Below are 20,830 nucleotides of genomic sequence, written 5' to 3'. Positions count from 1 at the left end.
AATGGCTAAATTATCAAAACGTATGCGTTTAGTGCGCAGCAAAGTTGATTCACGTAAAGAATACTCATTTAATGATGCTGTTGCTTTATTAAAAGAATTAGCGACAGCTAAATTCGCAGAAAGCATCGATGTATCAGTTAATCTTGGTATCGATGCACGTAAATCTGATCAAAACGTTCGTGGTGCAACAGTACTTCCAAATGGTACTGGTAAAGACGTTCGCGTTGCGGTTTTCACCTCTGGTGCAAATGCTGAAGCTGCAAAAGCTGCTGGCGCTGACATCGTTGGTATGGAAGACTTAGCAGAATTAGTTAAGAAAGGCGAAATGAACTTTGACGTCGTTGTTGCTTCTCCAGATGCAATGCGTGTTGTTGGTCAATTAGGTCAAATCTTAGGTCCACGTGGTCTAATGCCTAACCCTAAAACGGGTACGGTAACTCCAGACGTAGTAACCGCTGTTAAAAATGCAAAAGCAGGTCAAGTACGTTACCGTAATGACAAAAATGGTATTATCCATGCTAGCATTGGTAAAATCGCTTTTGAACCACAACAAATTGAAGAAAACCTTAACGCTCTGTTGGAAGCACTTAAGCGTGCTAAGCCTTCATCAGCAAAAGGTGTATTTATTAAGAAAGTTAGCTTGAGCACCACAATGGGCGCAGGTATAGCTATTGAGCAAGGCAGCCTTTAAGGTTGATTTGTTCTGGCAGTTAAACCTTAGAGTTTAACTGCTTCTCTGTAAAGGTTATGGGTTGGAGTCTGGTTTGTTCGCAAACTTAGACTCCCGTCCAAGACCGCAGGCGTAAACTGGTGGAAGCAGTAAGAGAACTTTCGCATTAACAGTTTGCTTAAACTAACAGCCTGCGCAGACGGTGATTTCGACTCAGACTCTCTGGGATTAACGAACACCGTAGAGCGGTATTGTTGTTAAAATGAGGTTTATTTTACTAACAGTATCTATCTGTGAATCCTGAAAATGATATTTCGACAGAAATGAAATGATTTTTCAGACTTTAAGAGGTGAACTCAGTGGCACTAGGCTTAGCAGCAAAGAAAGAGATCGTAGCAGAGATAAGCGATGTTGCGTCTAAAGCTCTATCCGTTGCCGTCGCTGAATACCGTGGAATGGAAGTTGGGGAACTAACTGCCCTGCGTATTAAAGCCCGTGAACAAGGTGTTTACATTCGTGTAATTCGTAACACTCTTGCAAAACGTGCTTTAGCAGACAGTAATTTTGCTGACATCGACAGTGCCTTAGTTGGTCCGTTGATTTATGGTTTTTCTATGGAGGCACCTGGTGGTGCAGCCCGTCTTTTCAAAGACTTTAGTAAAACTAACAGCAAGCTTAAAGTTACCGCATTGACCATCGGTAGTGGTTTATTGGGTCCAGAAAAATTGGATGCAGTAGCTTCTCTACCTACCCGCGACGAAGCGTTGGCAAGATTACTTGCTACCTTCAAAGCGCCGGTTGGCAAATTCGTTCAAACAATCAACGAAGTGCCTTCCAAGTTTGCGCGTGTATTGGCGGCGATCAAAGAAACCAAATAATTTGGCTCTTTGTATTTTTGAATATTAACATTAACCCCAGGAGTTTAGAGAAATGGCTCTAACCAAAGAAGATATCTTGAACGCTATTGCTGAAATGCCAGTAATGGAATTAGTTGAATTAATCGCTGCAGCCGAAGAAAAATTCGGTGTAACTGCGACTGCCGCTGTTGCTGCTGCTGCTCCTGCAGCCGCTGCTGAAGCTGCTGCTGAACAAACTGAATTTGACGTTGTAATGACTTCATTCGGTGCGAACAAAGTTGCTGTTATCAAATGCGTACGTGGCGCAACTGGCCTTGGCTTGAAAGAAGCTAAAGACTTAGTTGAAGCTGCTCCAAAAGCGATCAAAGAAGGCATCGCAAAAGCTGACGCTGAAGCACTTAAGAAAGAGCTTGAAGAAGCTGGTGCAACAGTTGAGCTTAAATAATCTGCCTAACGACAGATTAGTTGCCTGAAATGGCATAGGCTGGTGATTTAATAGTCACCAGCCTTTTTGCGCTGTAGGATTTGATATTTTCATCCTTTGATATCGGTTCTAGTTTTTCGGTGCAAATTGTCTACAAACATTAATAAAACCAATAAGTTAAGTAAGCCTCTTAATGAATTTGGTCAATGCGTTGCAGACAAGCTTTAAGGATGGTGGAAGTTTGCTTTATTAGTCAATTCTAATGAGCAAGTTGGGTCAAAAATCGGCAGGCTGAGGAACCCATGGTTTACTCTTATAGCGAAAAGAAACGTATCCGTAAGGATTTTGGCAAACGCCCACAGGTATTGGAAATACCGTATCTACTTTCAATCCAATTAGATTCTTTTAAGAAATTTATTGACCTCGATACCGATGGTCAACATGGACTGGAAGCAGCATTTAGATCCGTTTTTCCAATAAAAAGTTACTCTGGTAACGCTGAATTGCAATATGTAAGTTATCGTTTAGGTGACCCCATATTTGATGTTAAAGAATGTCAAATACGCGGTGTAACTTATTCAGCTCCCTTACGTGTAAAGCTCCGCTTAGTGTTGTTTGATAGAGAAGCAGCGCCAGGCACAGTCAAAGACATCAAAGAGCAAGAAGTCTACATGGGTGAAATTCCACTCATGACTGATAACGGTACTTTCGTTATCAATGGAACTGAGCGCGTTATCGTGTCGCAATTGCACCGTTCTCCAGGCGTGTTCTTTGATCACGATAAAGGTAAAACTCACTCATCAGGTAAAGTATTGTATAACGCGCGCGTTATTCCTTACCGTGGTTCGTGGTTGGACTTTGAATTTGACCCTAAAGATAACCTTTTTGTACGTATTGACCGTCGCCGTAAACTACCTGCGACTATCATCCTACGTGCATTAGAAATGGGAACAGAAGAGATTCTTGATTTATTCTTCGAGAAAAACCAAGTTCGCATTGCAGACGACAAGTTTTTATCAGATATCGTGCCAGACCGTCTTCGTGGTGAGACCGCACAGTTTGATATTCTAGATGCCAAAGGTAATGTGTTGGTTGAGGCAGGGCGTCGTATCTCTGCAAGACACACTCGCGCTCTAGAAAAAGCAAATATTACAGAACTAGAAGTACCCGCTACTTATCTAGTTGGTCGTGTATTTGCTAAAGATTATGTTAGTAAAGAAACTGGCGAAGTTATCGTTAGTGCTAACGATGAATTAACGTTGGAAAATATTGAAGCGATCAAAGAAGCTGGTTTTACTAGTTTTGACACTTTGTATATCAACGAATTAGATCACGGTGCTTATATATCTGATACCTTGAGAATAGATAGTTCATCAAATAAGTTAGAAGCATTAGTTGAAATTTACCGCATGATGCGTCCTGGTGAGCCACCTACTAAAGATGCAGCTGAAACCTTGTTCAACAACTTGTTCTTTTCTTCAGACCGCTATGACTTGTCATCAGTAGGTCGCATGAAGTTCAACCGTCGCTTGGGTCGTGAAGAACTGACCGGTGAAGGTACTTTGAGCAAAATGGACATCGTAGCGGTAATAAAACAACTAATTACCATTCGTGATGGTAAAGACGAAGTTGATGACATCGACCACCTAGGTAACCGTCGTATTCGTTCGGTTGGTGAGATGGCAGAAAACCAATTTCGTGTTGGATTAGTGCGTGTTGAACGTGCAGTTAAAGAGCGTTTGAGTCTAGGTGACTTAGATGCGGTTATGCCTCAAGATTTAATTAACGCTAAGCCTATTTCGGCAGCAGTGAAAGAATTCTTCGGCTCTAGCCAATTGTCGCAATTTATGGATCAAAATAACCCCTTATCAGAAGTGACGCACAAACGTCGTATTTCTGCATTAGGTCCAGGTGGTTTGACTCGTGAGCGTGCAGGCTTTGAAGTACGTGACGTACACCCGACTCATTACGGTCGTGTATGTCCAATCGAAACACCAGAGGGACCAAACATTGGTTTGATTAACTCTTTGGCAAGCTTCGCACGTACTAACGATTTTGGTTTCCTTGAAACCCCTTATCGTAAAATTATAGACGGTGTTGTTACTGACGAAATCGACTATTTGTCTGCTATTGAAGAAGGCCAGTTTGCGATTGCACAGGCTAACGTCGTACTAGATGAAAACGGTAAATTGGCAGAAGATTTGATTCCTTGTCGTTACCGTGGTGAGACAACGTTAATGTCAAGTGACCAAATCACTTACATGGACGTATCACCTCAACAAATCGTATCAGTAGCGGCAAGTATTATCCCGTTCTTAGAACACGACGATGCAAACCGTGCATTGATGGGTGCAAACATGCAACGTCAAGCTGTTCCAACCTTACGCGCCGAAAAGCCTTTGGTCGGAACAGGTATGGAAAAAACAGTAGCCGTTGACTCAGGCGTAACTGTTGTTGCTAAACGTGGTGGTTCTGTAAGCTACGTTGATGCTAGCCGTATTGTAATTAAAGTTAATGAACATGAAATGACTGCTGGTGAAGCAGGTATCGATATTTATAACTTGACTAAGTACACCCGTTCTAACCAGAACACCTGTATCAACCAACGTCCGACGTGTAACGTTGGTGAGCCGGTTGTTGCTGGTGATGTTTTGGCCGATGGTCCTTCAACCGATATGGGTGAATTGGCGTTAGGTCAAAATATGCGTATCGCATTTATGCCTTGGAATGGTTACAACTTCGAAGACTCGATCTTAATTTCTGAGCGTGTAGCGATGGAAGACAGATTTACTTCTATCCATATTCAAGAACTTAGCTGTATTGCGCGCGATACCAAGCTTGGGCCAGAAGAGATTTCAGCTGATATTCCTAATGTCGGCGAATCGGCACTAGGTAAGTTAGATGAGTCTGGTGTTGTATATATCGGTGCTGAAGTTAAAGGCGGCGACATCCTAGTAGGTAAGGTCACTCCTAAAGGTGAAACCCAATTAACGCCAGAAGAAAAACTTTTACGTGCGATATTTGGTGAGAAGGCGTCTGATGTTAAAGATACGTCTCTACGTGTACCTAACAGTGTTCACGGTACCGTTATTGATGTTCAAGTATTCACCCGTGATGGTGTTGAAAAAGACAAACGTGCTCGTGAAATCGAAGATATGCAACTACGTGAAGTCAAAAAAGACTTATCAGATGAATTTAATATTCTTGCTGATGGTATTTTTGCTCGCGCCCGAAACGTATTGATAAAAGCAGGCATTGACGAAGCGCGTTTAGACAATGTTCCAAGAGAGAAATGGTTTGATTTAACGTTGAAAGATGACGACGCTCAAACTGAATTGGATCAAATTGCTGAACAGCATTCTGAAATCAAAGCCGATTTCGATACGAAGTTCGAAACCAAACGCCGTAAAATTACCCAAGGTGATGATTTAGCACCAGGCGTGCTTAAAATAGTTAAAGTGTATTTGGCCGTTAAACGCCATATCCAGCCTGGTGATAAAATGGCGGGCCGTCACGGAAACAAAGGTGTTATCTCAACCATTAAACCTGTTGAAGATATGCCTTACGACGAAAACGGCACACCGGTTGATATCGTATTGAACCCGTTGGGTGTACCTTCGCGTATGAACATCGGTCAGGTACTTGAAACTCACCTTGGTATGGCAGCGAGTGGTATCGGTGTGAAAATCGATCGCATGTTGAAAGAACATGAAGAAATGTCAAAGCTACGTAACTTCTTAAAAGAGGTTTACAGTGCAGGCAAGTCTCACCAAGAAGTTGATTTAGACAGTTTCAGCGATGACGAAATTACCCGTCTAGCAGGTAACTTGCGTAAGGGTGTGCCAATGGCTACGCCAGTGTTTGATGGCGCGACAGAAGCCGAAATTAAACACATGTTAACCCTTGCTGATCTGCCTGAAAGCGGCCAAATTACCTTGTTTGATGGCCGTACTGGTCGTGCATTTGAACGCCCTGTGACTGTTGGTTACATGTACATGCTGAAATTGAACCACTTAGTTGACGACAAAATGCACGCTCGTTCTACTGGTTCTTACAGCTTGGTAACGCAACAGCCTCTAGGTGGTAAAGCACAGTTTGGTGGACAACGTTTTGGAGAGATGGAAGTGTGGGCACTTGAAGCATATGGTGCCGCCTATACCTTGCAAGAAATGTTAACCGTTAAATCCGATGACGTGAATGGTCGTACCAAAATGTATAAAAACATTGTGGACGGTGATCATCGTATGGAACCTGGTATGCCGGAATCATTCAACGTATTGTTGAAAGAAATTCGTTCGCTAGGTATCAACATCGAATTAGAAGAGCAATAAACCGCTCTTACTGAGCTGATAGACAGGATAGTTCGGTATTTGGGTACGCGGTACCTAATACCGGACATTTGCAACTGACTCCGCTGGGAGAGAAATGTGAAAGATTTATTAAAGTTTCTTAAGCAACAAAATAAGACTGAAGAATTCGACAATATCAAAATTGGCCTTGCCTCACCTGATATGATCCGTTCGTGGTCTTTTGGGGAAGTTAAGAAGCCAGAAACGATCAACTATCGTACCTTTAAACCTGAGCGTGATGGTTTATTCTGTGCACGTATTTTCGGTCCGGTAAAAGACTATGAGTGTTTATGTGGAAAATATAAACGCCTTAAGCACCGTGGTGTAATCTGTGAAAAATGTGGCGTTGAAGTTACATTAACCAAAGTGCGTCGTGAACGCATGGGTCACATTGAATTAGCCAGTCCGGTTGCACATATTTGGTTCCTAAAATCATTACCATCTCGTATTGGTTTGATGTTAGATATGACATTGCGTGACATTGAACGCGTTTTGTATTTTGAATCATACGTGGTTTCTGAACCGGGTATGACAACACTTGAACGTAGCCAACTTCTTAATGAAGAAGAATACTTGGATGCCTTAGAAGAACATGGCGACGAATTTGAAGCCAAAATGGGAGCGGAAGCAGTTTTTGAATTGCTAAAAGCCCTAGACGTTGATGCCGACGTTGCTTCTATGCGTGAAGAATTGCCCAGTATTAATTCTGAAACAAAACGTAAGAAGATTACCAAGCGTTTAAAATTACTTGAGTCATTTCAACAATCTGGTAACAAACCAGAGTGGATGATTTTGACTGTCCTTCCTGTTTTACCACCAGACTTACGTCCCTTGGTACCATTGGATGGCGGCCGTTTTGCGACTTCTGATCTTAACGATTTATACCGTCGTGTTATTAACCGTAACAACCGTTTAAAGCGTCTTTTAGATCTAGCTGCACCAGACATTATCGTACGTAACGAAAAACGTATGTTGCAAGAGGCTGTTGATGCTTTATTAGATAATGGTCGTCGCGGTCGTGCGATTACTGGTTCTAACAAACGCCCTTTAAAATCTTTGGCTGATATGATCAAAGGTAAACAAGGTCGTTTCCGTCAGAACTTATTAGGTAAACGTGTTGATTATTCAGGTCGTTCGGTTATTACCGTTGGTCCTACGCTACGTTTGCACCAGTGTGGTTTACCTAAAAAAATGGCACTTGAGCTATTTAAGCCGTTTATTTACGGAAAGTTAGAAGGCCGTGGCTTAGCAACTACGATTAAAGCAGCTAAAAAATTAGTTGAACGTGAAGATCCGGAAGTTTGGGATGTTCTTGACGAAGTTATTCGTGAACACCCAGTTTTACTTAACCGTGCACCCACACTTCACAGATTAGGTATTCAAGCTTTTGAACCTATCTTAATCGAAGGTAAAGCAATCCAATTGCATCCACTCGTATGTGCGGCGTATAACGCTGACTTCGATGGTGACCAAATGGCAGTACACATTCCATTGACCATCGAAGCGCAGCTTGAAGCTCGTGCCTTAATGATGTCAACTAACAACATTTTGTCTCCAGCGAACGGTGAGCCGATCATTGTTCCTTCACAAGACGTTGTAATGGGCTTGTATTACATGACTCGTGACCGTGTAAATGGTCGTGGTGAAGGCATGGTATTTACTAGTCCGCACGAAGCAGAAAAAGCTTACCGTACCGAAGCGGCTGAGTTACATGCTCGTGTCAAAGTTCGTATCACTGAATACGATTTTGACGAAGAGGGTAACAAAATTGAAAAAGTCACATTAACCGATACCACTGTTGGTCGCGCTATCTTGTCGTTGATTTTGCCAAAAGGTTTACCTTTTGAAACCATCAACCAAGCTATGGGCAAAAAGGCAATATCACGTTTATTAAACGTTTGTTACCGTACCCTAGGTTTGAAAGATACGGTTATCACTGCTGACCAAATCATGTATACCGGTTTTCACTATGCGATGATCGCTGGTGCTTCTGTTGGTATTGATGACATGGTTATTCCTGCAGCTAAGAAAGACATTATCGAAGAAGCAGAAGCAGAAGTCCGTGAGATCCAAGAGCAGTTCCAATCAGGTTTGGTGACTGCGGGTGAGCGTTATAACAAAGTTATCGATATTTGGTCTAACGCGAACGAGCGTGTTGCGAAAGCCATGATGACCAACCTGTCAACCGAAAAAGTCATGAACCGTGATGGAGAGATGGAAGAACAAGCGTCTTTTAACTCAGTGTTTATGATGGCCGACTCTGGTGCTCGTGGTAGTGCTGCTCAGATTCGTCAGTTGGCTGGTATGCGTGGTCTGATGGCTAAGCCAGACGGTTCAATCATCGAAACACCAATCACCGCCAACTTCCGTGAAGGTTTGAACGTACTGCAATACTTTATTTCTACTCACGGTGCTCGTAAAGGTTTGGCCGATACGGCTCTGAAAACGGCAAACTCGGGTTACTTAACTCGTCGTTTAGTAGACGTAGCCCAAGATTTGGTTATTAATAACGATGACTGCGGTACTTTCGAAGGTGTTAAAATGACACCGTTAATCGAAGGTGGTGATGTTGTTGAGCCATTACGTGAACGCGTATTGGGTCGTACTGTCGCTGAAGATGTTATCAAGCCTGGCTCTGATGAAGTACTAGTTGAACGTAATGTTCTGTTAGATGAAGCATTAGTAGACATGTTAGAGGCTAACTCAGTCGACCAAATTATGGTTCGCTCTGTTATCACTTGTGAAAATGACTTTGGTGTTTGTGCTAAATGTTATGGTCGTGATTTGGCTCGTGGTCACATGGTTGGTCATGGTGAGGCGGTTGGTGTTATTGCAGCACAATCAATCGGTGAGCCGGGTACTCAGCTTACCATGCGTACGTTCCACATCGGTGGTGCGGCATCTAGAGCATCAGCAGAAAACAGTGTTCAAGTTAAAACCACTGGTACGCTGAAGCTACATAATGCTAAATACGTTCGAAATACAGATGACAAAGTGGTTATTGTTTCACGTTCAACTGAGATCACTATCATTGATGATCAAGGTCGTGAGAAAGAGCGTTATAAAGTCCCTTACGGTGCAATACTGACCACTAACGACGGTTCAAAAGTTGTTTCTGGTGAAGTAGTGGCAAACTGGGATCCGCACTCGCATCCAATCGTTACTGAACGCGCAGCGAAAATTAGCTTTGCTGATATCGATGACAGTAACACTGAAATGCAGCAAGACGATCTTACAGGTTTAACCCGTATCGTGGTTAACGACTTGTCTAAAGCGAATGCTAAAGAACCTAAGCTGATCCTTGAAAGTGATGAGTTTGGTTTACAAGAAATTCGTTTACCTAGTTTTACAACTATCGAAGCCACTGATGGCATGATGGCAAAACCAGGTGATGTTCTAGCGCGTATACCGCAAGAAAGTTCTAAGACTCGAGATATTACGGGTGGTCTACCTCGTGTTGCTGACTTGTTCGAAGCACGTAAGCCTAAAGAGCCAGCTATTCTTGCTGAAGTATCTGGAACCATTGGCTTTGGTAAAGAAACTAAGGGCAAGAAACGTTTAGTAATTACACCTAAAGAAGGTGAGCCTTATGAGGAAATGATCCCTAAATGGCGTAACCTCAACGTATTCGAAGGTGAAAACGTTGAAAAAGGTGAAGTTATTGCGGACGGTCCAGAGTCGCCTCATGATATTTTACGTTTACGTGGTATCTCTGCGGTTTCAAATTACATTGTTAACGAAGTTCAAGAAGTTTACCGTTTGCAAGGTGTAAAAATTAACGATAAGCATATCGAGGTGGTTATTCGCCAGATGTTGCGTAAGTGTATGATTACCTATGCAGGCGATACTAACTTCCTTGAAGGTGAGCAAGTAGAAGTCTCAAATGTTAAGATTGCTAACCGTGAAATAGAGAAGCAAGGCAAAATCCCCGCGCAATATGAAACTCAATTGTTGGGTATCACTAAAGCGTCTTTGTCTACTGAGTCATTTATTTCAGCAGCATCTTTCCAAGAGACGACTCGTGTTCTTACCGAAGCAGCGGTGCAAGGTAAAGAAGACGAACTACGTGGTTTGAAAGAGAACGTTATTGTAGGCCGTTTGATTCCAGCGGGTACCGGTTTTGCGTATCACCAAAAACGGACAGCAGCTAAATTAGCAGCTCGTAATCCGTTCCCAGAGCCTTCAGTTTCTGCATCAGATGCCGAAGCAGCTTTGAGCGAAGCGTTAAATGCAGAAGTGAATGAATCTTCTGAAATTGATGAATAGAGAATCGATCGCTTAGGATCTGAAAAGCAAGATAAAGCCGCTAAACCCATATTATATGCAGTTTAGCGGCACTCTTACTTGACAGCCCCCACTTTGATCATTAGACTTCCGCGACCCAAAATTTGGTAATCCAAATCGAGGGCGCGGATTTTTCGCGTTATAGGCCCATAAAAGGGTAATCAGTCGTAATTTTAATCAGGAGCTAGTTAATGGCAACAGTTAACCAGTTAGTGCGCAAGCCTCGCCAAGCACCAGAGACGAAGAGCAACGTCGCTGCTTTGCAAGCTTGTCCACAACGTCGTGGAGTATGTACTCGTGTATATACCACCACACCAAAAAAGCCAAACTCTGCATTACGTAAAGTTTGTCGTGTTCGTTTAACCAACGGTTTTGAAGTTTCTTCTTACATCGGTGGTGAAGGCCATAACCTACAAGAGCACAGTGTTGTTCTTATCCGTGGTGGCCGTGTTAAAGATTTACCAGGTGTGCGTTACCACACTGTGCGCGGTACTTTGGACTGTGCAGGTGTTACTAAGCGTAGACAAGCCCGTTCTAAATACGGCGCAAAAAGGCCTAAGTCTTAACGGTTCTCCGTTAGTAAGGCCAAACTAAGTATTAATTGAGTTTTGGGATATCCCTGAAAATTCTACGGAGAATTAAAGATGCCAAGAAGAAGAGTTGTAGGTCAACGAAAAATCCTACCAGATCCTAAGTTCGGATCACAGTTACTCGCTAAATTTATGAATGTCGTTATGTTAGACGGCAAAAAATCGACTGCGGAAAAGATCGTTTACGGTGCACTAGAAATTGTTGCTGCGAAAGCTGGCAAAGCACACTTAGACGTATTTGAAGATGCACTAGACAACATCCGTCCTACGGTTGAGGTTAAATCTCGTCGTGTTGGTGGTTCTACTTATCAAGTTCCAGTAGAAGTTCGTCCAGTTCGTCGTAATGCGTTAGGTATGCGTTGGTTAGTAGACGCTGCTCGTAAACGTGGCGAAAAATCAATGGCTCAACGCCTTGCAGCTGAAATGCTCGACGCTGCTGAAAACAAAGGCTCTGCGGTTAAAAAACGTGAAGACGTTCACCGTATGGCTGAAGCTAACAAAGCTTTCGCTCACTATCGCTGGTAGTAAGAAAAAGCTATGGCTCGTATTACCCCCATTGTTCGTTATCGAAATATTGGTATTGTTGCTCATGTTGACGCGGGTAAAACCACGACAACTGAGCGCGTTTTGTTTTACACCGGTGTATCCCATAAAATTGGTGAGGTACATGATGGTGCAGCCACCATGGATTGGATGGAGCAGGAACAAGAACGTGGTATTACTATAACGTCAGCGGCTATCACCTGTTTTTGGGCAGGGATGGACAAACAGTACGAGCAACACCGTATTAATATCATAGACACGCCTGGGCACGTTGACTTTACAATTGAAGTTGAGCGGTCTTTGCGTGTGCTTGATGGTGCCGTGGTCGTATTCTGCGGTTCATCGGGTGTAGAACCTCAATCAGAAACTGTATGGCGTCAAGCTAATAAGTACCACGTTCCGCGTATTGTATTTGTTAACAAGATGGACCGAGCTGGTGCTGATTTTAAACGTGTAATAAAGCAAATTCGTACTCGTTTGGGTGCTAACTGTGTGCCTATTCATTTGAATATAGGTTCAGAAGAGACATTCAAAGGTGTTATTGATTTAATTAAGTTTAAAGCGATTAACTGGAGTGATACCGACCAAGGTATGACGTTCAGCTATGAACCAGTTCCTGCTGATTTAGAAGCGCAAGCTAAAGCGATGCGTATTGAATTAGTTGAGGCTGCTGCGGAAGCAACGGATGAATTAATGGATAAGTACTTAGAAGGCGAAGAGCTGACTGAGGAAGAAATTAAATTTGGCTTGCGTAAACGCACTTTAAACAATGAGATCGTTTTAGCTACATGTGGTTCTGCCTTTAAAAATAAGGGTGTTCAAGCTGTTCTAGATTCTGTCATTGAATATTTGCCATCGCCAACTGATGTGCCACCCATTAAGGGAATACTCGATGATAAAAATGAAACAGAAGCAGAAAGACCTGCTGACGATGAAGCGCCATTTGCAGCTTTAGCGTTTAAGATAGCCAGTGATCCCTTTGTTGGAACACTGACCTTCTTCCGTTGTTATTCAGGTGTGGTAAACAGCGGTGACGCGGTTTATAACCCAGTTAAAGCTAAGCGTGAACGCTTTGGACGTATAGTGCAGATGCATGCTAAAGACCGGGTTGAACTAAAAGAAGTTCGAGCTGGGGATATAGCTGCAGCTATAGGTTTAAAAGATGTCACAACGGGTGATACCCTGTGTGATCCAAACCATATAATCACCCTAGAACGCATGGAGTTTCCTGAGCCTGTAATATCAATTGCAGTTGAGGCGCGCTCTCAAGCTGACCAAGAAAAGATGGGCATAGCGTTAAGCAAACTTACCGCTGAAGATCCTTCTTTCAAAGTCAAAACGGATGAAGAAACAGGGCAAATTATCATCTCTGGTATGGGGGAATTACACCTCGATATTATTGTTGATCGCATGAAACGAGAATTTAACGTTGAATGTAATGTCGGTAAGCCGCAGGTAGCCTATAGAGAGACAATACGCTCTAAAGTCGATGCCGAAGGTAAATTCATTCGTCAGTCTGGTGGTAAAGGACAATATGGCCATGTATGGTTAACCTTAGAACCCAATGAAGAAGGGGCTGGATACCAATTTACGAATGCAATAGTCGGTGGCGTAGTGCCTAAAGACTATATCGCAGCGGTTGATAAAGGTATTCAAGAACAGTTACAAAATGGTGCGTTGGCGGGCTATCCGGTACTTGACGTAAAAGTGACTCTGTTCGACGGCTCTTACCATGATGTTGACTCTTCAGAAATGGCGTTTAAAATCGCTGGTTCTATGGGTTTCAAGAATGGTGCTGCGCAAGCGAATCCTGTATTACTTGAACCTACCATGAAAGTAGAAGTCACCACGCCAGAGGATTGGATGGGTGATGTGGTTGGCGATTTAAATCGTCGCCGCGGAATGATTGAAGGCATGGAAGACGGTTTAGCTGGAATAAAAATAATTCGTGCTAAAGTGCCATTGTCAGAAATGTTTGGTTATGCAACTGCACTGCGTTCTGCAACTCAGGGCCGTGCGTCATACTCAATGGAATTTTTTAATTACGCAGAAGCGCCCAATAACGTGGCTAAAGCGATTATTGACGCTAGACACTCTTAATAATGAAGGTCTGGTCCGGTTATCTATCTATATAGGGGCCGGACTTTTAACTTAGGAAAATTGTAAAATGGCAAAATCAAAGTTTGAACGTACTAAACCGCACGTAAACGTAGGTACTATCGGCCACGTTGACCACGGTAAAACCACCTTAACTGCAGCTATCACAACTGTATTGGCAAAAACCTACGGCGGAACTGCGAAGAACTTCGCAGCAATCGATAACGCTCCAGAAGAGCGTGAGCGTGGTATTACAATCAATACTTCACACGTAGAATACGACACACCTGCACGTCACTACGCACACGTTGACTGTCCTGGACACGCTGACTATGTTAAAAACATGATCACCGGTGCAGCTCAGATGGACGGCGCAATATTAGTAGTAGCGGCGACAGATGGTCCTATGCCACAAACTCGTGAACACATCTTGCTAGGTCGTCAGGTTGGCGTACCTTACATCATCGTATTCATGAACAAATGTGACATGGTTGACGACGAAGAGTTGTTAGAGCTAGTAGAAATGGAAGTACGTGAATTACTTTCTGAATACGATTTCCCAGGCGACGACTTGCCCGTAATCAAAGGTTCAGCGTTAAAAGCCCTTGAAGGCGACCCAGAATGGGAAGCAAAAGTGGTTGAGTTAGCAGAAGCCCTTGATACTTATATCCCAGAGCCAGAGCGTGCCATTGACCGTCCGTTCATCTTACCAATCGAAGACGTATTCTCAATCTCAGGTCGTGGTACTGTTGTAACAGGCCGTGTTGAGCAAGGTATCGTTAAAGTAGGTGAGCCAGTAGAAATCGTTGGTATCAAAGATACAACTACGACTACGTGTACTGGTGTAGAAATGTTCCGTAAATTGCTTGACGAAGGTCGTGCTGGTGAAAACGTAGGTGTGTTACTACGTGGTACTAAGCGTGAAGACGTAGAGCGTGGTCAAGTATTGTGTAAGCCTGGTTCAATCAAGCCCCACACCACTTTCGAAGCCGAAGTTTACGTATTGTCTAAAGATGAAGGTGGCCGTCATACTCCATTCTTCAAAGGCTACCGTCCACAGTTCTACTTCCGTACAACTGACGTAACTGGCGCTGTAGAGCTTCCAGAAGGCGTAGAAATGGTAATGCCTGGTGACAACCTTAAATTTGTTGTTACGTTGATTCACCCAATCGCGATGGACGAAGGTTTACGCTTCGCAATCCGTGAAGGTGGCCGTACAGTAGGTGCTGGCGTAGTAGCTAAAATCATCGCTTAATAGCTGATTTAACTCACGTTCTAAAAAAGGTCACTTCGGTGGCCTTTTTTTATGCTTACTATTCTTGTAAAACGCCGCTCAAGTCCAATTGACTGACGTATCCTGTTCGTACCTCAATTCATCACGTGGATGTGATGTTCAATCGCTTAAATCATCGCTAAATCGGGTTAGGTAATGATGAGTAAAAACGCATCTTACTGGCGATGTTATGTCTGTAGTTGCAGCATCGTGCAGTAATGTAGTCAATTTACGGTGTATAGCTGGTTTGGGCTTAGAACAAGTTGTTGATGAAGTGTGGCGGGTTTGTAGTTGGAATTATCGCCTGTATAACGATTAGTGGGCTGAACAACTATTCATGTTGGAGAGTGATTGCTAACAATTCAATTCGGCGTTAAGCGTTTTTACCTAGGCTAAAACAATTACAGCTAAAAGAGGTATATCGAAAGTCATTACCCTTGAATAACGACCATGGCAAAAACGATCCGTAGACTATACGATTATGGTCGATCAAATTGGGGCTGAATCAATGTAGGCGAAAAAGACTTGCTGGTATTTACCAGTAAGTCTTTTCTTTAAGCCTGTCTTTCAGAGTCGAAGTATTATTTTTGCTTTGTCAACCAGACAACCAAATCAACAAAATCTTCTTCTTTCATGCCTGCGGCAAATTTCGCTTGGTATTTACCGTTAACAATAAAGTTAGGAACACCGCTTAAGTGCTTACGGTACTGATCTACCGTTTTGTTGTTTTTTTGCAGCATGCTATTTACGCCAAAGCTAGCGCTTAATTTTGTAAACTCGGCGGGTTCAACTCCATTTACGGCAAATACGTTTTGAAGGTCTTTACTGCCCGCAACAGTGGAGCGCTGAACATGAATATAATTGAAGATTGCCTTATTCATTGCTTCTTCTTGTTTAAGAGCACGGGCAACCATTAATGCACGTGTGGCATCATCTTGGATCGCTTCAGTTGTAAAGCGCATAAAATTGACATGAACCTTGGTAAATGTCGTGTCACTGTCTAATTTTGCTTTAATGCTTTTTACAAGTGGCTCAAACTGAAAGCAGTGTGGGCACCAGTAAGAAAAGAACTCAAGCACCTCTGGTTTAGCAGTAGCCTCGTCACTAATGACTGTGTAGTGAGTGCCTTCTTTCCATGTCTCTTGTGCACAGGCTTGTAAAGGAATTAAAACAGCGATGAGTAAACTTAGTAAGATTTTCTTCATTTTCAATATTATCTCTTAAGGCTAATTTAAAGGTAAAACTTGGACTAATATGGGAGGTTACCATAGCTAGTATAAAATACCGATAGTCTGTTTTAGACAAGATTGTAAATGAGTGTTAAATGTATTGTGTTGGCGCTTGAAATAAAAGAAGGTCGTACTTAGTACGACCTTCTTGAACTGACAAGCTGTTAGCTCATTTTATATCAAGCATTTTCGACTAGAAAACGTAGTTAATCGCAAAGCGTAATAACGTAGCATCTAAGGAGTCATTTAAATCATCAGAATACTTACTTAAGTCTGCTTTTAATGCAACGTTAGTGTCAACATCATAACGAACGCCGGCAGTGATAACACTGTACTCGTTCATCACAGCTTGTTGTAAACCAACAGTTATGGCTGTTGCGGTAGGTCTAAGCGCCTCTGGAGCAGCAGCAACACGGTCTAAGAACTTATACTGATCGTCTTCTTTAAACTTTTCATAGGTAATTGAAGGCGTAAACTTGCCTGAGCGCATACCCGCAGTAACATAGAATGCGGTGGCTTTGGGGCTGAAGGAATCTTTATTTTCCGTTATGGTAATTTCTGCGCTGGCAAAATAATCGAAGGTGTCAACTTCAGTTCCAAAACCAAAGAAAGTACCAGTGTTGTTGTCAAGGGCAAGGTCGTCAGCTAATTCAGGCAAACCTAAGCTAGTTAATGTGCCAAGAGTACCATCGATGTCAGTACGGCTATAAGTAGACTTGTTAGTGCCGTATACCCCACGCATTTTAAACCACTCGTAAGTTGCTTCAGCAGAGAAAAGCAATAAGTTTTTACCAGACAAATCACCACCTAGAAAGTCTGAGTTGTAAGTGCCCGCTACTGCTTGTAGATTGTATTCCCAGTCACCTGAGTAGGTGCTGTAATCAAACTTAACACCATCAACGTTACTAAAACCTACATCATAAACAGAACGAGGCGCAGATACCCAGTGATAAGAATAGCCTACATCAGATGATGCAGAATAGCGGAACAGTGGTAAACGAATGCGACCAGCAGAAATAGCTAATTTGTCAGTTGCTTGATACGTCATATATGCCCATTCAAACTCTGGACTATAATCGTCGGAACCACGAGCGACCATTTGTGCCGTTGCTGTCATTTTACTATTAATGTCGCCACTTACTTGGATAGCGAATAAACTCTCATCGGTAAAGGAAATGCTGTCATCGTAACCGTAAACAACGTCATCAGAGCTGGTAATACCGCCAATTAAATTGGCAAAGCCGTTTATGCGAACTTCAGCTTGTGCTGACAAACTAGCAAGTGTCAGTACACTTAATGCGATTAATTTTTTCATTTTTTATCTTCCTAATTAGTTCAGTGAAATGGCTTTAACAGCACCAGTAACCGATGCACTATCAACATAACCAACGGCATCTTGATTGCCTGATACAATGGCAATCACTTCCGCATCGTTGTTAACCTCTTTAGGGGGAATTCCTTTACCAGTGAAAACTAATTTCGACCAATAAGCCGCTACTTGGGTAGAGCTTCTGCCTAGGGTGTCGGTATCGAACGATGCGCGACTAGCTGATTCTGGTACCTGATTAATTGGTAGCGCTTCTTTGCCATTTGAAAACTTATTTTCTTTTCCTAAAAAAATCCTTTGAGCGGTTTTAGCATCAATAGAGGCATCGTTCGAAGGATGAACAATCAGAACGACTTCTGCATTGCTATAAAACGAGATTGAGCACCCAATAACAGCGCTAATCAGTGTGGTAGTTAAGGTTTTTTTTAACATGGTGGTTACCCTTATATGTGTTTAAAAAAGAACATCACTTTTGTTATTTCAGAAGTCTGAAACACATTAAAAATAATGCGTTATTTTTAATGGGTTCTAGCTCGTCTCAGTTAATAAAGTTTGTCAGGTGAATTCGAGGGCGCGAATTATGCCGTATTAGGTGCCCGGTGTCTGGCTTAATGGGTATGTATATGTATACCTAGTTATTGATCTGTATCCTGTATGTTTTTTATTCATTTCGCTTTTTCCTATCTATTGGAAGGCAAATACTCGCTGACTATTGCCGATTTAATGACCATTTCTCATCATCAAAAACGTACACGTTTCCTGCAATTTTTTTGGTTCCATTGTTCGCTTTTAATGTGACTAAACCTGCGTATCCACATGACTACGAAGGTAACAAAAAAGATTAGATTAAAATCAATTTATAGCTAAAACGAACTTAAGCCCCCGAATTATAGACAATTTTCAGAAAGAGCAAGGTTGAAATGAAAATATCTTGCAAGGGGAGGGGTTTCCCCTTGCGAATAAGAAAGATTACAGAGTAATGGCAGCACCGACGTAAAAAGCGCGGCCAGCAGTGTTAAATCCAACAACATCTTGGTAGTGGCGATCAAATAGGTTTTCTGCGCGAAGTGTAAACTGAATGAGCTCGTTAAACGTATAAAGAGAAGTGAAGTTAACTAAGTGGTAATCGTCAAGTCTTACACCACCAATATCCACCAGATCTCTTACCACTTTAAGTGTTACATTAAGTGTCAACATATCGTCTAGTAACGCGGTTTGCACACCTACATTAGCTTGGTGCTTGGGACGTCTAATACGCTCCTCATCTGCATTGGTTTGTGTGTGGTTATAGGTATAATTAGACCACAGTGTTATGTCACGGAAAAGCGTTTGGCTTAATTCAAACTCGATACCTTTAGAATTGCTAGATAGACTATTTTGTAGATAACCGGTGTAGGCCAAACTATCAAAATAGATTTCGTTAGCAATGGATTGATTAAAGTAAACCAAAGACATTTTCTGTGAATGATTACTGTAATCTAAGCCAATATCAAAGCCTTTACTGGTCTCTTCTTTAAGTTGCAAGCCCGCCGCATCTCCATAGGCATAGTCTCCATCATTGTAGGCTTGCTCGTATAAACTTGGGGCGCGAAAACCTGTGCCGTAAGACGATTTAAGCTTAATTAGCTCTTGTGCATTTAATGGCAGTAAATAAGCCGCACTTAAACGATAGCTATGGTGGCTACCAAAAGTCTCATTGTCGTCATGACGTACGCCCGCGGTCATAAAAAATTGGTCGTGCCAAGAGGCTTGGTACTCGGCGAAGAGCCCCGTTTGTTCTCTTTGCTCCCCAGAGCTGACCAATTTCTGTGATTCATTATCAGCACCCCAAATGATTTTTTGCTCAGCTAAGTTGATATACCCCCTGTATTCAACCTTATTGATCTCGCCTTCGCTGGCAAAACTAAACTGGTCTTGACTAAAATATTGACGTTCGACATCGGTTTTTGCATAGCCTAACTGGTGATGCATATTCTTATGTTCATATTGCAATGATAATCGAGCCGTTTGATTTTCGCTTTCGGTTCGGCAAGCGTTAACGGGGGTAAAAGTGGTATTGTCAAAGCAGCCATCATATTCATTTTCAGCATCGACATTACGCAAGACAACATTTAGTAAAAGTGACTCGTTTATCTGAAGGCCTGTATTCAAATGTAAGCTTGTGTTTTGATACCCGTCTTTGTCGCCAGTTTCATCTGCTGTTTGGGCATTGAACCCATCGGTTTCAAATTGCGCTGCGGCTACATAAATGTGTCCTGTTTTATTGGCATAGCCAATATCTGCACTTAATAGAGAGCTTGAGTAACTGCCAATTTGTGTGTTTACCGATCCTGTTAAACCCATCTCGCTTTGTTTGGTGGTAATGCTTACCACCCCACCGGCATCAGCCCCATACATCAAGCCTTGCGGACCCCTAAGAATTTCAACTCTATCGATAAATGTAGTCAACATATCGTCGAAGATAGGCGTGACTTGCGGGGCCGTAGGATCGCTTAGCTCCACGCCATCGATATAGACTTTGGTTCTAAAGCCATCTTCACCACGAACACGCAAGGTGGTGTTTTTGCCGATACCACCAGAATTTGACACGCCGACTCCCACTTCGTGACGCATAACATCGGCTAAGGATATATTCCCTCGCGCTTCAATATCTTCTTTTTCAATCACACTTACACTGGTTGCGAGTTCTCGCATTGACAAGGGGATTTTGCTAGAAACCACAGTTATTGTTTCAAGTTCTGCATTGGATAAGGAAGGACTAAGCGTATTGGCAAGTACAGAAGGGGTAAAAATCACGCTGCTACAAAATAAGCTGATGCAACACGATCTATTGCGGTAATTCATTGATTTCATTAATTTTAGGCCTAATTGATGCACTCCGCCCGAGTACATAAAATACAAACTAAACAAGCTATGCTGGTTTAGCACCAGATTAAGGCCGGTATCCGGGCTCATAAGTGACCAAACAATGTTGGACTGCTTTGCAACCTTCCCATTCGATCGAACAGTGGTATGCCTGCAAAACATGTCTTATTTACCGTTGCGGGGGCAGCGTAGGCTTTACATCTTAGTACCTTAAGATATTCACCAACTTCCCGTTTAACCTGATAGTAGAAACTGGGTTAGTACTATCGAGGCACCTTAAACGCGGCGCAGTATATTGAAAAGACAAGTAAATAGAAAGTGC

14 protein-coding genes and 1 riboswitch are annotated in these 20,830 nt (G+C 42.5%); of the genes, 10 read left to right on the top strand and 4 right to left on the bottom strand.

The features are described 5' to 3' along the window. The first annotated feature begins 1 nt into the window (after position 1). The 10 genes from rplA to ACEN2L_RS01515 all read left to right on the top strand — a co-directional run bounded on the left by rplA (position 2) and on the right by ACEN2L_RS01515 (position 15,406). Positions 2 to 691: a 50S ribosomal protein L1 gene (gene rplA / locus ACEN2L_RS01560; RefSeq protein WP_306022841.1), complete on the top strand. Its 690-nt coding sequence runs from the start codon at positions 2 to 4 to the stop codon at positions 689 to 691. Between the two features lie 338 nt (positions 692 to 1,029). Continuing rightward, the gene (gene rplJ, locus ACEN2L_RS01555) at positions 1,030 to 1,548 is read left to right on the top strand and encodes a 50S ribosomal protein L10 (RefSeq protein ID WP_306022840.1); all 519 of its coding nucleotides are present in this window, start codon (positions 1,030 to 1,032) and stop codon (positions 1,546 to 1,548) included. A 52-nt stretch (positions 1,549 to 1,600) separates the two neighbouring features. Then, entirely contained in the window at positions 1,601 to 1,972 is a 372-nt protein-coding gene (rplL, locus tag ACEN2L_RS01550) for a 50S ribosomal protein L7/L12 (protein ID WP_441741455.1), read from the top strand. A 281-nt stretch (positions 1,973 to 2,253) separates the two neighbouring features. After that, positions 2,254 to 6,282: a DNA-directed RNA polymerase subunit beta gene (rpoB, locus tag ACEN2L_RS01545; protein WP_441741454.1), complete on the top strand. Its 4,029-nt coding sequence runs from the start codon at positions 2,254 to 2,256 to the stop codon at positions 6,280 to 6,282. A gap of 96 nt (positions 6,283 to 6,378) precedes the next feature. Next, the gene (gene rpoC / locus ACEN2L_RS01540; RefSeq protein WP_306022837.1) at positions 6,379 to 10,566 is read left to right on the top strand and encodes a DNA-directed RNA polymerase subunit beta'; all 4,188 of its coding nucleotides are present in this window, start codon (positions 6,379 to 6,381) and stop codon (positions 10,564 to 10,566) included. A gap of 209 nt (positions 10,567 to 10,775) precedes the next feature. Beyond that, on the top strand, positions 10,776 to 11,150 hold the full coding sequence (gene rpsL, locus ACEN2L_RS01535) for a 30S ribosomal protein S12 (RefSeq protein ID WP_306022836.1): 375 nt from the start codon (positions 10,776 to 10,778) through the stop codon (positions 11,148 to 11,150). Between the two features lie 78 nt (positions 11,151 to 11,228). Continuing rightward, complete coding sequence (rpsG, locus tag ACEN2L_RS01530; protein WP_306022835.1) at positions 11,229 to 11,699, top strand: 30S ribosomal protein S7; 471 nt, start codon at positions 11,229 to 11,231, stop codon at positions 11,697 to 11,699. A 12-nt stretch (positions 11,700 to 11,711) separates the two neighbouring features. Continuing rightward, positions 11,712 to 13,817 (top strand): elongation factor G, encoded by a 2,106-nt coding sequence (gene fusA, locus ACEN2L_RS01525; protein ID WP_441741453.1) that lies wholly within the window; start codon positions 11,712 to 11,714, stop codon positions 13,815 to 13,817. A 67-nt stretch (positions 13,818 to 13,884) separates the two neighbouring features. Then, positions 13,885 to 15,069: an elongation factor Tu gene (gene tuf, locus ACEN2L_RS01520; RefSeq protein WP_441741452.1), complete on the top strand. Its 1,185-nt coding sequence runs from the start codon at positions 13,885 to 13,887 to the stop codon at positions 15,067 to 15,069. A 208-nt stretch (positions 15,070 to 15,277) separates the two neighbouring features. Further along, positions 15,278 to 15,406, top strand: a complete 129-nt coding sequence (locus tag ACEN2L_RS01515; RefSeq protein ID WP_441741451.1) for a hypothetical protein — start codon at positions 15,278 to 15,280, stop codon at positions 15,404 to 15,406. 262 nt (positions 15,407 to 15,668) lie between these two features. Here ACEN2L_RS01515 and ACEN2L_RS01510 read toward each other — a convergent pair whose 3' ends face one another. From ACEN2L_RS01510 to ACEN2L_RS01495, 4 genes are all read right to left on the bottom strand, one after another. Then, entirely contained in the window at positions 15,669 to 16,292 is a 624-nt protein-coding gene (locus ACEN2L_RS01510) for a thiol:disulfide interchange protein DsbA/DsbL (protein ID WP_306023214.1), read from the bottom strand. Between the two features lie 217 nt (positions 16,293 to 16,509). After that, positions 16,510 to 17,631: a topoisomerase IV gene (locus tag ACEN2L_RS01505; protein ID WP_306023213.1), complete on the bottom strand. Its 1,122-nt coding sequence runs from the start codon at positions 17,629 to 17,631 to the stop codon at positions 16,510 to 16,512. 15 nt (positions 17,632 to 17,646) lie between these two features. Continuing rightward, complete coding sequence (locus ACEN2L_RS01500) at positions 17,647 to 18,075, bottom strand: phosphate ABC transporter substrate-binding protein (RefSeq protein ID WP_306023212.1); 429 nt, start codon at positions 18,073 to 18,075, stop codon at positions 17,647 to 17,649. 537 nt (positions 18,076 to 18,612) lie between these two features. Continuing rightward, entirely contained in the window at positions 18,613 to 20,598 is a 1,986-nt protein-coding gene (locus ACEN2L_RS01495; RefSeq protein ID WP_441741450.1) for a TonB-dependent receptor plug domain-containing protein, read from the bottom strand. Further along, a riboswitch (cobalamin riboswitch) is annotated at positions 20,563 to 20,802 on the bottom strand. It overlaps the preceding gene by 36 nt. Positions 20,803 to 20,830 lie beyond the last annotated feature (28 nt).

The sequence above is a fragment of the Flavobacterium sp. W21_SRS_FM6 genome (genome assembly GCF_052119645.1).
GTDB lineage: Bacteria > Pseudomonadota > Gammaproteobacteria > Enterobacterales > Alteromonadaceae > Paraglaciecola.
The sequence above is the reverse complement of the archived record's forward strand: the minus strand, read 5'-3'. Positions and strand labels throughout refer to the sequence as shown.

What these genes read in the sequence shown, in the direction of transcription:
- rpoB (WP_441741454.1), top strand. Translation starts at nt 2,254, where the DNA reads ATGGTTTACTCTTATAGCGAAAAGAAACGTATCCGTAAGGATTTTGGC.
- rpsG (WP_306022835.1), top strand. Translation starts at nt 11,229, where the DNA reads ATGCCAAGAAGAAGAGTTGTAGGTCAACGAAAAATCCTACCAGATCCT.
- rplL (WP_441741455.1), top strand. Translation starts at nt 1,601, where the DNA reads ATGGCTCTAACCAAAGAAGATATCTTGAACGCTATTGCTGAAATGCCA.
- ACEN2L_RS01510 (WP_306023214.1), bottom strand. Translation starts at nt 16,292, where the DNA reads ATGAAGAAAATCTTACTAAGTTTACTCATCGCTGTTTTAATTCCTTTA.
- ACEN2L_RS01515 (WP_441741451.1), top strand. Translation starts at nt 15,278, where the DNA reads ATGTCTGTAGTTGCAGCATCGTGCAGTAATGTAGTCAATTTACGGTGT.
- tuf (WP_441741452.1), top strand. Translation starts at nt 13,885, where the DNA reads ATGGCAAAATCAAAGTTTGAACGTACTAAACCGCACGTAAACGTAGGT.
- rpsL (WP_306022836.1), top strand. Translation starts at nt 10,776, where the DNA reads ATGGCAACAGTTAACCAGTTAGTGCGCAAGCCTCGCCAAGCACCAGAG.
- rplA (WP_306022841.1), top strand. Translation starts at nt 2, where the DNA reads ATGGCTAAATTATCAAAACGTATGCGTTTAGTGCGCAGCAAAGTTGAT.
- ACEN2L_RS01495 (WP_441741450.1), bottom strand. Translation starts at nt 20,598, where the DNA reads ATGAGCCCGGATACCGGCCTTAATCTGGTGCTAAACCAGCATAGCTTG.
- ACEN2L_RS01505 (WP_306023213.1), bottom strand. Translation starts at nt 17,631, where the DNA reads ATGAAAAAATTAATCGCATTAAGTGTACTGACACTTGCTAGTTTGTCA.
- ACEN2L_RS01500 (WP_306023212.1), bottom strand. Translation starts at nt 18,075, where the DNA reads ATGTTAAAAAAAACCTTAACTACCACACTGATTAGCGCTGTTATTGGG.
- fusA (WP_441741453.1), top strand. Translation starts at nt 11,712, where the DNA reads ATGGCTCGTATTACCCCCATTGTTCGTTATCGAAATATTGGTATTGTT.